Origin of the sequence: Sphingobacterium puteale, from assembly GCF_003627955.1 — a bacterium.
Classification (GTDB): domain Bacteria; phylum Bacteroidota; class Bacteroidia; order Sphingobacteriales; family Sphingobacteriaceae; genus Sphingobacterium; species Sphingobacterium puteale.
Map to the genome: position 1 here is coordinate 390,580 of NZ_RBWS01000001.1, position 14,607 is coordinate 405,186.

Genomic DNA, 14,607 nt, shown 5'->3' on the forward strand with positions numbered 1-14,607 from the left:
ATTTTGCAAATTAGGGCAATAAAAAGTAATAAATTTATGAAAAAAAATCAAGCATTGTAGTCGTTTTATGACACTAAAATTAAACTTGAATAGTTTCATAAAAAACAGGCTAAATTTCATAATTTAAAGTTATCCACATTTATATACATCAGTATATCAAGCACTTATTAGTACCAACAAGCAGTAAACGCATCCTATGACAAACTTTTACCCAAAATGTGGAAAAGTCAAACTAGCGCTTCGCAAGAAAATATGTGATATTTGTTAAGCTAATGAAAGAATTGGCAATTCAACGAAGTAACGACCTTTCTTTTTCTACGAAGATTGGATTAAAAAAATAAACATACAAACATGGCAAGAATTATCAAATTTGAGAAAAACGATTGTGCTCCTTGTGCGCAAGTATCGGCTTATTTGGATCAAAAAGGTATCCAATATGAAACAGTTAATCCTTTTGATGAACCTGACTTGGCCGCAAAATTCAAAATCCGTACGGTACCAACAGTAATCGTATTGGAAGATGAAGAAATTCAACACCGTATCATTGGCTTTAAACCAGAAGAATTGGCAGCCATTGCACTTTAATAAATCGAAGTATCATTAAAACAAACACGACAACATGATACACATTTATTACGATTCCAGAACGGGTAACGTACAGCGTTTTATGGACAAAGTCGCACAGATCACTGGCTGGCAGATCCATAAAATTAGCGCTGACCTTCAGGTAAATCATCCCGGCCATTTGGTCACATTTACCACGAATTTTGGACAAGTGCCCGAAAACACAAAAGAATTCATGAAACGAGAAGCTAAAAACATTTATTCTGTAACCTCAAGTGGCAACCGCAACTGGGGGCCAAATTTCGGTTTGGCAGCTGATCGTATTTCACAGGATTTCGACATTCCACTGGCATTCAAATTTGAATTGTCCGGAACAATGGAAGATATAAACCAATTTATTGACATCTTAAAGAACTTTTGCGATGGTAGCAAACGAAGTAGCAAAAAACTGGATATTGCTTAATAATGAAATCATGATTAAGCATGATGACGAATTCAGCTTACATAAAGATAAGGAAGCTGTTCGTGCATATTTCCTGGAATATGTAAATAAGAACACGGTGTTCTTTTATACACTGAAAGAAAAAATAGACTATTTGATAGAAAACAATTATTATATTGATTTTTATCAATGGTTTACATTTGAAGAAATTGAAGAAGTATTCAACTATGTGTATGCCAAAAAATTCCGTTTCGAATCCTTTATGGCAGCCTTCAAATTCTTCCAGAGCTATGCACTTCGTGATGACTCCGGTGAAAAATTCCTGGAGCGCTACGAGGACCGCGTTGTTGCGGTATCCCTGTTCCTAGCACGTGAAGAAGGTGTAAAAAAAGCGATTGAATATGCGGAGATCATGATCAACCAAGAATACCAACCTGCAACGCCAACATTCTTGAATGCGGGTAAAAAACGCTCTGGGGAATTGGTATCCTGTTTCTTGGATGAAATTGGGGACAACCTGAACGGTATTGGTTATGCGGTTGATTCAGCCATGAAATTATCCTCTATCGGTGGCGGGGTGTCTTTCAATATCTCCAAAATCCGTGCACGTGGCGAAGCGATCAAAGGTGTTGAAGGCCGTGCAGGTGGTGTACTTCCGATCATGAAAATCATGGAAGATACCTTCTCTTATGCAAACCAATTAGGACAACGTCCTGGTGCTGGAGCAGTATACTTAAATATCTTCCACTCTGATATTGAAGAATTCCTTGATTGTAAAAAGATCAATGTGGACGAAAAAGTACGTATCAAGTCACTTTCAATCGGTATTATTGTTCCGGATAAGTTCATGGAACTAGCGGAGAAAGACGAACCTTGTTATTTGATCTACCCACATACAGTGATGCAAGAGTATGGACAATTCTTGGATGAAATGGATATGGACAAGATGTACGATGAGTTGATCACCAATCCAAATGTCAAAAAGAAAAAAATCAACGCACGTCACCTGTTGGTTAAGATCGCACAGACACAAAAAGAATCAGGTTACCCTTATATCTTCTTCAAAGAAAATACCAATCGTGTACACGCTTTGAATGAAATTGGTCAGGTGAAATTCTCCAATCTATGTACTGAGATCATGCAGGTATCACAAGTATCCGATATCGAGATCTACGGTAAACAAGATACGATCCGTTACGGCATCTCCTGTAACCTTGGTTCGTTGAATATCGCTACGGTGATGGACAACAAACGCATCAAAGAAACAGTGAAAACAGCGATGCGAGCGCTAACAGTGGTCACTGATGTAACCAACATAGATATGGTACCTTCAATTGCAAAAGCAAACCGCGAATTGCACTCTGTAGGACTTGGTGCGATGAACCTACACGGTTACCTTGCGAAAAGCTTTATTATGTACGAATCTAATGAAGCCTTGGATTTTGCCAATACGTTCTTCATGATGATGAACTACTATTCATTGGAAGCATCCATGGAAATTGCCAAAGAACGTGGAAAAACATTTGTTGGATTTGAAAAATCAGCCTATGCAGATGGCACTTATTTCAATAATTACGTGAACCGTGACTACCTTCCAAAAACAGCTAAGGTACAAGAATTGTTCGAAGGTATACATGTTCCAACTGTTGAAGATTGGTTAGAATTAAAAGCAAAAATCAAAGAACATGGCATCTACCATGCGTACCGTTTGGCGATTGCTCCAAATCAATCTACATCCTATATCATGAATGCAACAGCGTCGGTCATGCCAATTGTGGATATTATTGAAGTGCGTGAATATGGTGATAGTACAACTTACTACCCAATGCCATATTTGACAAACGATAACTATTTCTACTTCAAATCGGCTTATGATATGGATCAGTTCAAAGTATTGAAATTGATTTCGGTCATCCAACGTCATATCGACCAAGGGGTATCTACAATTTTGCATACCAATTCGAAAGACTCCACAAGAGATTTGTCTAGATATTATATCTATGCACATAAATTGGGATTAAAATCCCTTTATTACACACGGACAAGAAAATCGACCATCGACGAATGTGTCTCTTGTTCAGCCTAATCTTGAGATTTTAGTATTTGGATATATAATGTGAATAGGTCAAAAGTTGCCAAGTTATCGGCAACTTTTGGCTTAATCAACAGATCAGAATTTCAAATACATGATAATAAATGCCTAATACTTTAAAATAAAAATGAGTAAAACATATAAAGCTGTCAATTGGAATACTCCCGAGAACGATTATGTATTGATGTTCTGGGAACAAAACATTCGTCAATTCTGGATTGACACCGAATACATTCCATCAAAAGATATCGATAGTTGGAAACGTATCAGCCCAGAAATGAAAGATGCCTATAAAAAAGCATTAGGTGGTTTGACCCTATTAGATACCTTGCAGAGTCATACGGGTATGCCAAAAATTATCGACCACATAGATACTTTACAAAATAAAGCTGTATTGTCCTATATGTGTATGATGGAAGCCATTCACGCAAAATCCTATTCCACTATTTTCACAACGGTTTCAACGACAGCTGAAATCAATGATATCTTCGAGTGGGTTCAACAAAATAAATACCTACAGTACAAAGCGCAGATGATCGACGGTTATTACCGCGCTATCGATAAAGAAGATGCTTCCGATGAGGAGATCTACATGGCTATGGCTGCTTCCGTATTGTTGGAATCCTTCCTGTTCTATTCAGGATTCTTCCTGCCTTTGTGGTTATGTGGTCAAGGTGAAATGGTTGCTTCCGCAGATATCATCAAGAAAATCGTCGCTGACGAATCTATTCACGGTGTATTCGTCGGATTGATGGCACAGGATCAATTCAAAAAATTAAAGAATCAAGATCAGGTAAAAGCACGCTTCCTGGCTTTACTTTATAACTTGTATGAAAACGAGTTGAAATATACTGAAGAAATCTACACGGAAGTTGGTTTAACTGCGGAGGTGAAAGAATATGTTCGTTACAATGCGAACAAAGCATTGATGAACTTAGGTTTTGATCCGATCTTTGAAGTAAAACAAGTCAACCCAATTGTCTTAAATGGCTTGAATACAGAAACGACACAACACGACTTCTTCTCTAAGAAATCGACAAACTACGAAAAAGCGACAGAAATCGTCCACCTAAAGGATGATGACTTCAAAATGGATGTGCTTGTCGATATATAAGGATTTTCAATAGATCTAAAAAACCCGGAAGTTAAAACTTCCGGGTTTTTTATTAGGGTGAACGTATTCTATTGTTGCTGAAAAGCTTTAATGGCCTGACCGCGCCAAGCAGCATCAAGCGGAGCGCCAAGCAACCAGGTCAATGTGGGCGCGATATCATAAATCATCACTGTTCCTTTGATCTCCTTACCTTTGGGTACTCCCGGTCCGGTCATTACCCATGGAATCTCAACTTCTGCCAATGATTTGCCACCATGTCCTTTACCCGTACCACCATGATCCGCAGCGACAACAAAGATCGTTTCATCTGCAATACCCGCATCCTTAACAGCCTGCTGCAATGTTCCGATCCGTCTGTCCACCTGCTTTAGTTCGGCATAATATTCAGGTGTATCATGGCCTATGTTGTGACCGACACCGTCAGGCTGATCGAAATGCACAAAAGTGACTACCGGTCTTTCTTTTTTGATAATATCCACAGTCGTATTCAATGCTGCTTCGTCATCATCCTTGGTATTAATAATCTTTTGCACGACTTTATTATCAATCAGATACCCTATTCCCGGCCAACTGTGAACCACAGCAAATTGCGCTTTGGGATTCATCTGTGCCACCGCATTGAACAAAGAAGGAAACATCCCATTTTCAGTTTTGACAGTTGAAGGGATTTCAGGTGTTTTGCTATCCCATTCCGTATAACCATGTGTTGTCGGTCCGGCCCCCATCAGCATGGAAGCCCAGTTCACCGCGCTAGACGAAGGTAAAACCGTACGAACATGTGTGCTATACGTTCCTTCCTGCATCATCTTTTTAAGATTGGGCATCTCCGCTTTTGGAAGGGCATAAGCTCCAAACCCATCGAATCCCACCAAAACGACATGCTTGATCTTTTTGCTTTGTGCCAAAACCGCATTTGTAGTCAAACCTACCATGAGTAATGGCAATAATAAATTTCTAATTTTCATAATTGTTGCACTTGCAAAGACTTAAAGACTTAAAAATAGAAACTTTATTTTATTAATTATGTTAAGTAAACATTATTTAATATATCTATCCAATATGTTACATTAAATTTAAGACACATAAAAAGCCGCTAGAAATCCTTCTAGCGGCTTTTTGAAGATAATATTTTTGGTTGATACTGGGCCAGTTTCTCGACCTGTCATCCTGTTTGAATCCTATCTCCTGGATTTGGCATGCAGTAGACATTGATAGTGCAACTTAAAAAAGAATGACCATCGCGACGATGGCCATTCTTTTGGTATATGTGTCTATTGATACCCCGGATTCTGGGTCAATTTATTGTTACGCTGTATTTCATCGGGAGAAATCGGCCATAATAGATCGGATTCTTTAAATACGGCTCCAGATGCGTTCTTCGCTCCGATTAATGGAACAAAGTCCACTTTCCCTGCCTCAGTAGTAGAAATCACAGGGAACATCCTTGTCCGTACAATATCATCCCACATTTTGTACTCTAAAGGCAGCTCGCGCAGACGTTCTTTCCAACATTCTTTCACAAAGTCATCTGCGGACAATACCTGCAATTCAGAAGTAAACTGTGCAACTGTTTTACCAGCAGTATTCGCACGTGCTTTTACCTGTGCTAAATATCCCGCAGCTTCAGCACTTACGCCTGTCGATTTAGCAATACCCTCAGCAGCAGTCAACAATGCCTCCGGATAGCGGTAAAAATTCCAGTCCTTGGTGCCCCGTCCTGTAGTCAGCAATGCCTGCTCATCAACATAGTACCATATCCCCGCATCCTCCGAAGTCCATTTCTTACCGTTAATCGGATTGGTATAAGACCAGTGGTAGAACTGATTTGGCTGGATTCTTAAGTCATCCTTACTATACACATTCAAAAACTGTTTGGTAGGACCAAAAACACGTTCAAATATCGAATAAGTGGTAAATACGGAAACTGCGGACGAGCTAAAAGCAGTAGCTGTGCGCGCTCCGCTATTAGCAACAAGGTCATCAAATTCTTGTGCATAAATTACCTCATCCAGGTCATCTGTCTTACGAAGTAAGTTGTATGCGCTATTTTGGTCAAGATCAATATTTTGTGTCATTTTATGCGGCGAATTCACCACAATTTTAGCTGCTGTAGCCGCATCAGCAAATTTACTTTGCTGCAAATAAACATCGGCCAAAAGCATTGCTGCTGCATATTTTGTAATGCGATGGCCATCCGCAAATTTTTTAGCTGGTAGCACTTCTACAGCACTTTTTAGGTCTGCCTCTATCAATTCATAGACTTTCGCCGCCTCTGTACGTTCTAAATAAAGTGGATCAGTGAGTTTCTCATTTGGAAGTGTATACAAAGGGAGTGCTCCAAATGTTTTGACAAGATAAAAGTAATTGTAGGCCCTAAAGAATTTCGCCTCAGCCAACAAGGTATTTTTCTTAGTCTCATTGACCATGTTTATTTGCGGGATATATTTTACGCCAGCATTGGCAATATTGATGGCTTCATAAGCCTCATCCCAAATGGTATTCATGGTTGGCGATATTACGTTGGCATTTTGCTGCCGGGTCAGCTCACGCGCAAACAAGGTGACACGCTCTTGCCCCTCATAACTATTCGTAAAATACCCAGTCAAAATGGTATTAATGGATGCCGTAGAACCTAGATAGGAACCTGTTGTAGAATAACGTAATGGTGAACCCCGACGGTAAAGTGCATTTACAGTTGCTTCGGCCTGTCCTTCATTTTCATAATAACTTACTAATGAAAGGTTTGATCGAGGATTTTCTTCTAAAAATTTATTACAGGATGTTGCTACCGCCATTCCAGCCAATAACAACATAATTAATTTAGTCTTCATCTTTTAAATTCTATGCATTAAAATGTAACATTAACACCCAAAGAGAATGTTTTCGCTCTAGGATAGGAGAAAAAGGTCATGTTCTGTCCAAATTTTCCATTCCCCTGTGCAGTAAATTGAGAAGTCATTTCTGGATCATACTGAGAAGTACTTTCCGGGTCGTAACCTTTAAAATCTTTTGACGTGAATAAAAATGGATTATTCGCATTCGCATAGATACGTAGCCTGGACAAGCCCATCCGTTTTAGTACGTCCGCATTAAATGTATAGCCAAATTGTATTAAATTTACACGCACATAAGAACCGTCCGCAACCCAGGCATCGTCCACATTGGTATCCTGACCGGCATGTCCTCCATTAGTCAAATAAATTGCCTGTTGCATGGTATTTGGATTTGAACCGTTATACGCATCGGTTAAAATTTCCTTCAGGCCATTGGTAATGCCAAAACGGTCATACGTTGAATGGAAGAACTGTTGCATGACATCTACCCCCTTAACAAATTGTAGATCCAACGTAAAATCGAAATTCTTATAACGTAAGTTATTCACAAAACTACCTGTCCAATCTGGCAGACCTTTACCGATGATTTCTTTCTCGGTTGTACGTTTTGCACGTCCGATTTGACTTAGCGTAGCATTTCCGGCATCCACATCAGCTTGAGTATATACCCCCAATCTTCTGTAACCGTAAAAGCTATTTAAGTTTTCACCAACACGGATAACACTATTTGCACCACCGACCCAATCGTTCTTTAAAATATCTGCATTGTTCTCACCCAATTTCAATACTTTATTTTTGTTGTAGTTGGCGTTCAACGATGCTTTCCAATCAAAATTCTCATTGGTCACAATCGTACCGGTGATCATCATATCCAGCCCCTGATTTTGAACGGAGCCAATATTCTTCATAACGGATTTAAAACCGGTGGCTCTCGGTAGCGGAGTCTCCAACAGTAGATCTGTTGTTTTTCGACGGTAATAAGAAACATCAAAATTTAGGCGATTTTGAAGTAACCCCAATTCCACACCAACATCAAACTGTGCTGTTTTCTCCCACTTTAGATCTTCATTTTCAATCGTGCTGACATAAGACCAGGGCGCGCGTGTATTATTCAATAAAATCGTACCGGCATCTACGATTGCCAACGACCTATAGGGATCAATTTCAGAGTTACCAGTTAATCCATAACTGGTATGTAATTTCAGATTACTAATGGTTTGATTCCCTTTCAAAAACTCCTCATTGGACACATTCCACGCTAAACCTAGTGAAGGAAAAAATGCATATTTATTGTTTTTACCAAATTTAGAGGAACCGTCATAGCGACTAGTTACAGTGGCTGAATAGCGATTATCATACGAATAGGCGGCCCTTAAGAAATACGAATTCATCGCCCAATTATTGTAGAAAGATTCAGGTGTAGCTGGTGTCACACCTAAATTCATTCTATTATACTCATAGAAATCATCCGGAAGACCTTCCGTCCTCATTTTGTCATAGTCATAGGTCTTCTTTTGCCACGAAAGACCTGCCATTGCATTGATCCGATGTTTATCGAATTGCTTATTATAGGTCAAATAGGTCTCTTCCTGCCAATACAAGGTATTTGTATGCGTGCGTTCCGCCCATCCATTCGGCCTGGAAATATTATTCAAGAGCTTTGAAGAGTATCCCTTATAATCTTTCCTATGGTGATCAATCCCTAATTGTGTTTTCAGGTCCAACCCATCGGCCAGATGAAATGTCAGTGCCGCATTTCCAAAAATCTGCGTATTATAACGCAAGCGTTTTTGCAAATCCAGAATGGAAACCGGATTTGCCATTCCTTCAAAACTTAATTTTTCGGCTACCGTAGATGAAGCAGAGTTTGTATAGAGTCCATTTTTATCATAAACAGGATACCAAGGAATCATCTCGATCATGGTACGACGCGCTTCCTGCCCACCGCCGTCTTCCGGTGTATATCGACCCCAGGTATGATTGACCGTCAAGTTGATTGCTGTAGAGAGCCATGTAGTCGGTTTTGCATCATAAGCCATTTTTGCATTTATCCGTTTATTCCAGGTATTGTTCATGATTCCCTGCTGATCCGTATAATTCAAAAATGCGCCGACGGATGACTTTTCATCACCTTGTTGTACATTCAATTGGTGATTATGCGAAATAGCCGTCCGAGTTGCCTCGCGCTGCCAATCTGTATCATACAAGGGATTGCCATTTGCGTCAAAGTAATCTGGATCATTGAACCAGCTCTTCTTGTCTAAGGACCAAGACTTGCCCTGATATTTATTTTCATTTTCAAGACCGATCATAAAGGCATCTATCCATTCCTGTGCATTCAGTAGATCCATGTAGCGTTGCGCAGAACTTACGCCTGCTGATCCCTGGTAACTGATTGTTCTGGACCCATCTTTGTTTCCGCGTTTTGTTGTCACCAAGATCACACCATTGGCACCACGCGCACCGTAGATCGCCGCCGAAGAAGCGTCTTTTAGCACCTCAATACTTTCGATATCATTTGGATTCAGCAAATTAAAATCTTCCATGACTACTCCGTCCACGACATACAGTGGGTTGGAGGAAGAATTGATCGTCGCCACACCCCGGATAACGACTCTATTCGCGTTAGCACCCGGCTGGCTGGAATTAGAAAAGATATTGACACCTGAGGCTTTTCCTCTTAGCGCATCCAGAGCACTAAAGCTTTGGTCTTTCATCATATCCGAACCTTTGACCATGGCAATGGAACCGGTTACATCTGATTTGCGCATCGTACCGTAACCGACCACAACGACTTCTTCCAATTGGCTCTGATCTTCTTCCAATTGCACGGTGATGGTAGTACCAGCGACAGTCACCTCTTTCGGCTTATAACCGACAGAAGAGACCACCAATACGTCACCGGATTTAGCTTCCACAGAGAAATTTCCCTGTGCATCCGATTGGGCCCCATTTGAGGTCCCCTTAACTGCTACAGATGCTCCTACAAGAGGTTTTCCGGTAGCATCCAGTACTTTTCCTTTCAATTGCTGTTGCAGCTTACGAACTTCTTTTACCAAGGCTTTACCTTCGTAATTCGCTGAAGTAACTACAGCAGCATTGACTTGTTGAAATGTACCAGCAATGACAGCCAATGAGAAAAATAATTTCGATTTTTTCCCAAGCTGCACAAATGATTTTACGTCAACTGTGCTCATATTAATAGTGATTTGGTTTATAAAAACGTTTTAGCAAAAATACTCTAAACGTCTAGTTTAATTTAGTTTTCCCTGTAATCGATTATAATAAAAGGTTTTAGGGATTAGCCCTTCCCTTATGAATTCTTCCAATTTAACAGTATCGCCTCAAAAATGTCGGTTATAATCCATTTTATCAAGCTCCTATAGGCACAAGAAATGCTAAATCGCTTTTGCTTTTCTTGCAAAAAAAATTGGTATGTTAGTTTGATTTATTCGTTTGGTTTATGTTATTTCTTTTCTTTCTTGATTATGTTTTTGCGTTTTAAAATTTTAGTTTAGGTTGTAAGATAGTATTAAAAATTCAAACAGAGAAAGATTTATTTGCAAAATCTTTCTCCGTTAAAATTATATGTTTCCTTTCTTCATTTCGCTGACCGCATAATCAACTGAACGCGCTGAAAAAGCCATATAGGTCAATGAAGGATTTTGTGTTGATGTCGAAGTCATGCAGGCACCATCTGTCACAAATACATTTTTCACCGCATGCATCTGATTCCATTTGTTCAGGACGGATGTTTTCGGATCATGTCCCATACGTGCACCACCCATCTCATGGATATCGAGCCCTGGAGCCTGCCAATGTGTATCTGGGCGAATATTCGTGAAACCTGCATCGGTAAACATCTCCGTCATGACGGCGATGTAATCTTTTTTCATTTTTTCGTCGTTCTCATCATAATCCACCGCAATCTTTAACAAAGGGATGCCCCAATCATCTGTTTTACTGCCATCCAGGGACACCATACCCGACTCTTTTGGTATGGTCTCGCCCATCATGTGCGAACCTACCTGCCAGATCCCAAGCTTCGGATTTAACAGATTCTCTTTAAGTCCCAAGCCCAGGCCTGAGCGATCAGACTCTTTGCTGCGGGATGCACCGAAACCTGCTGCATAGCCCCGTAAGAAGTCTGTCTCCTGTTTATGCAGGTTACGAAAACGAGGGATGTATCCACCTCCAGCAGGGTTTCTGCCTTCTGCGGTATAATCCAATAGTCCCTCGTATTCCGCATAGATACGCGCACTATAATTATGGAAAGCAACATATTTTCCCAGTACCCCACTATCGTTACCTAAGCCATTTGGAAAACGGTTGGATTTGGAATTCAATAAGATCAGATTGGTATTGATCGCAGCTGCATTGACAAAAATCAATTTTGCATAGAAATCAATCTCTTCTTTCGTATTGGTATCGATTACCCGAACGCCTACCGCTTTTCCTTTTTGCTCATCGTATAGGATAGAGTGAACCACCGAATGTGGACGAAGGGTCATATTTCCAGTCTTCGCCGCCCATGGAATCGTGGTTGCATTGGAACTAAAATATCCCCCAAAAGGACATCCTCTCTGGCAGAGCACCCGATTTTGACATTGCACACGACCTTGTTCGATATGAATCTGGTTGGGTTTGGAAAGGTGCGCACAACGTGCGGAAATCACCTTCCGTTCCGGAAACTTCTTTTGTACCTTTTCCTTAAAATATTTCTCAACGATATTCAACGGATATCCTGGCAGGAATTCACCATCAGGCAATTCCGGAAGTCCATCATGATCGCCGGCGATACCGGCAAATTTTTCCACATAAGCATACCAAGGCGCTAAATCTGCATAACGAATAGGCCAATCTACCGCGAAACCATCCCGTGCTGGCCCTTCAAAGTCAAAGTCAGACCAGCGTTGGGTCTGCCTTGCCCACAACAAGGATTTACCACCCACCTGATAGCCTCTGATCCAGTCGAAAGGTTTTTCCTGTATATAGGGATGCTCTTTATCTTTTACAAAGAAATGTGCGGCATCTTCATGAAAAGCATAACACTTGCTGACAATAGGGTTCTCCTCTTTCACTTTATAAGGCATCTCATTGCGATGTTCAAACTCCCAGGGCATCATATTTGTCGTTGGATAATCCTTAATATGTTGCACATCACGTCCACGTTCCAATACCAGGGTCTTGAGTCCTTTCTCACACAATTCCTTTGCGGACCAGCCACCACTAATTCCCGAACCGATCACTATCGCGTCATAGGTTCTATTTTTTTCACTGTCAATATTTAGATTCGCCATGTTGGATTTATCCATTAATTTTGACCGCACCGTTGTACGGTCCCGGAATAAGCTTATAAATCACCTTATTCTTCATCACATATTCTGAATTCATATAACCTTGGATCGCACGTGATTTAAAGATCTCAAAAAAAGTCTTTTCATCCGTCTTATCGGTCAGGTTGGCCAAGGTATTTTCCGTTTCCTTAGCATTGGCCAGATTAAGTTGCTTTCTTAGTTTATTAAAACCAGAGACAAATTTCTCCTGATTTTCTGGCGACTCACAGTCATCCACCATCTTGACCACAAACAGGTGCAGGTTTAGCTCCTTCCCGCCCGGAGTATCCGATTTTGGGATAAGCACATCCACAAGATCTCCTAAAAATTGTTCATCCTCTGCTGATAATTTCAGCTTATTCAACACAATCGATGCCCCACCATCATTTAGACAGGATGACAAAATTGTCAGTCCGCCTGCGATAATGAAAAATTGCTTTATTGCGGTTCTACGGTTCATAATCTGAGTTCCCTTTACAATTCGGTAATATTACATATATCCGAATAAAATTACAAATGCTAAAACGATTAAATTATATGTTTACCCTTTAATCCAGACCGATAAAAGCCGTTTTACCCCCTCTAAGTTTTCCACAATGTTATCAACATCTGTTAATCTAGCACGTTCCACCTCCTGTTTGGTTACAGCAATAAGCTGTAAACCAGCATCTAAAGCAGATCTACTTCCAGTTATGGTATCTTCGATCGCAACACAGGAGTATCCTGTTAAGCCCAATTTCGTCAACGCCAAACGATAAGGTTCCGGATTTGGCTTCGGGAACTCCACACATTCTCTTGTCACAAAAAACTCAAAGTAATCCAGCAGCTCATGTTTTCCCAAAACAGTATCCACCGTACTACGGTAACTCGAGGTCACCAAACCTATCCGGATGTTATTCTCTTTTAGATAAACTAAAATATCCCTCGCAAAAGGCATTAACTCAATATCGCTCATATTGGAATCTGCATAAGCAGCACGCGTCCTTTTCCACATGTGTTCCTCTGTCGTATCGTATCCATAGTCTTCGACCAGACGTTTTACGTTATGCGCCAAGGTATGTCCCGCAAAATCACGAATCCAATCATCATAAGTGATCTCCAGATCAAATTCTTGTTTTAGGATTGGCGCCCAGTTTTTAAAATAGAAATATTCCGAATCAATTAAAGTACCGTCCAAGTCAAACAATACCGCTTGTAGTTTATTCATAGTGTTAAAGATACACAAGTCGGCTGAAAAATCCTATCGAAGCAACCCGCAATAAGTGGAATCAGATATTTCATTGTAAAATGTATTCCAAAAACCGATATACACATGATACTCTGCGTTCAAATTCAGCTCAATTGGCACCTCCATTGAACAATGCCCATCAGCTGCATTTGCAATTGCCAACTTTAGTGAACTCAAATCTCTTAAGCTAACGAATGCCAGATTCAACTTATAGATTTCATCATTATAAGCGGAGTTTGGCGTCCATTCCAAATCTATAAGACCATTATTCAAACTTACCTTTGCATGCTTTGGAGATAGTAGTTCTCCTGCAAATACCTTTAGGTTTTCAAAATTCACAACCGGATTATTATCAGCATCAAATGCCACGACCTCGTTGAAAACATGTTTTTGAGCAAGTTGAAATGCTCCATATCTAGATTCTTTGTCTTTTTTTAACCGATAACCAAAATCGAAGACAGGCTTATTTTCCCTACAAAACTCACCTACCAATTTTAGTTTTTGGCGATGTAATCGCTGTCCTTCAGTCGGAGGTTTATTACTTTTCCTCCTTGCACCTCGAATAATCCATTGTCCTTTGAGATTATATCCATATACCGATCCTACTTTGCCCCGAAAACCACCGTTGGGGCCGTCCTCTAATATTGCCATTTGTTAAGTTCTTGGTTTAATTGTCATTTCTCTGTTTTCAGCTTAACAAATAATTCGTATTATAGTTTTTATTAGTCTAGATTTAAGTTAATATTAGCTTAGATTTAATTTAGGTTTTAGTTAGAAAATACCTAAACTAAACCTAACTAAAACCTAAACAAACCCTAAGTAAAACCTATATTAATAAATAAGCTTATAAGCCTGATATCCTCAGTTGTTGTCGATCATTTTTGGATAAGCTTAGGACATTTGCTAAGTTTGTTTTTTCAAGAAACCGAGCGAGCATATTATGCCCATAAATTCGTTGTTCTCTTGAGAAATGTTCCGATATCATTCAGAAAATAGA

At 40.0% G+C, this 14,607-nt stretch carries 11 protein-coding genes; 4 read left to right on the top strand and 7 right to left on the bottom strand.

The genetic code is table 11. The features are described 5' to 3' along the window. Nucleotides 1-351: 351 nt before the first annotated feature. From D7322_RS01390 to nrdF, 4 genes are all read left to right on the top strand, one after another. The gene (locus D7322_RS01390) at nt 352-585 is read left to right on the top strand and encodes a thioredoxin family protein (protein WP_077437059.1); all 234 of its coding nucleotides are present in this window, start codon (nt 352-354) and stop codon (nt 583-585) included. A 34-nt stretch (nt 586-619) separates the two neighbouring features. Further along, the gene (gene nrdI, locus D7322_RS01395; protein ID WP_104383772.1) at nt 620-1,027 is read left to right on the top strand and encodes a class Ib ribonucleoside-diphosphate reductase assembly flavoprotein NrdI; all 408 of its coding nucleotides are present in this window, start codon (nt 620-622) and stop codon (nt 1,025-1,027) included. Then, a complete protein-coding gene (gene nrdE / locus D7322_RS01400) occupies nt 987-3,092 on the top strand; it encodes a class 1b ribonucleoside-diphosphate reductase subunit alpha (protein ID WP_108634861.1) in 2,106 nt (701 codons plus the stop codon). The genes nrdI and nrdE overlap by 41 nt, the downstream gene beginning before the upstream one ends. 133 nt (nt 3,093-3,225) lie before the next feature. Further along, nucleotides 3,226-4,212 (top strand): class 1b ribonucleoside-diphosphate reductase subunit beta, encoded by a 987-nt coding sequence (nrdF, locus tag D7322_RS01405; RefSeq protein WP_121120678.1) that lies wholly within the window; start codon nt 3,226-3,228, stop codon nt 4,210-4,212. A 68-nt stretch (nt 4,213-4,280) separates the two neighbouring features. On the opposite strand, the gene D7322_RS01410 is transcribed toward nrdF, so the two are convergent. From D7322_RS01410 to D7322_RS01440, 7 genes are all read right to left on the bottom strand, one after another. Then, complete coding sequence (locus D7322_RS01410) at nt 4,281-5,177, bottom strand: alkaline phosphatase (RefSeq protein ID WP_121120679.1); 897 nt, start codon at nt 5,175-5,177, stop codon at nt 4,281-4,283. A 306-nt stretch (nt 5,178-5,483) separates the two neighbouring features. Next, nucleotides 5,484-7,043, bottom strand: a complete 1,560-nt coding sequence (locus D7322_RS01415) for a RagB/SusD family nutrient uptake outer membrane protein (protein ID WP_121120680.1) — start codon at nt 7,041-7,043, stop codon at nt 5,484-5,486. Between the two features lie 17 nt (nt 7,044-7,060). Further along, nucleotides 7,061-10,243, bottom strand: a complete 3,183-nt coding sequence (locus D7322_RS01420) for a SusC/RagA family TonB-linked outer membrane protein (RefSeq protein ID WP_121120681.1) — start codon at nt 10,241-10,243, stop codon at nt 7,061-7,063. Between the two features lie 387 nt (nt 10,244-10,630). After that, complete coding sequence (locus D7322_RS01425; RefSeq protein ID WP_121121242.1) at nt 10,631-12,346, bottom strand: GMC oxidoreductase; 1,716 nt, start codon at nt 12,344-12,346, stop codon at nt 10,631-10,633. A 7-nt stretch (nt 12,347-12,353) separates the two neighbouring features. Further along, nucleotides 12,354-12,842, bottom strand: coding sequence for a gluconate 2-dehydrogenase subunit 3 family protein (locus D7322_RS01430; protein WP_121120682.1), 489 nt, complete (start codon nt 12,840-12,842; stop codon nt 12,354-12,356). An 81-nt stretch (nt 12,843-12,923) separates the two neighbouring features. Further along, entirely contained in the window at nt 12,924-13,589 is a 666-nt protein-coding gene (locus D7322_RS01435) for an HAD family hydrolase (RefSeq protein ID WP_121120683.1), read from the bottom strand. 33 nt (nt 13,590-13,622) lie between these two features. After that, nucleotides 13,623-14,261 carry a DUF6266 family protein gene (locus tag D7322_RS01440; protein WP_121120684.1) on the bottom strand — a complete coding sequence of 213 codons (639 nt, stop codon included), beginning with the start codon at nt 14,259-14,261 and terminating at the stop codon, nt 13,623-13,625. Nucleotides 14,262-14,607 lie beyond the last annotated feature (346 nt).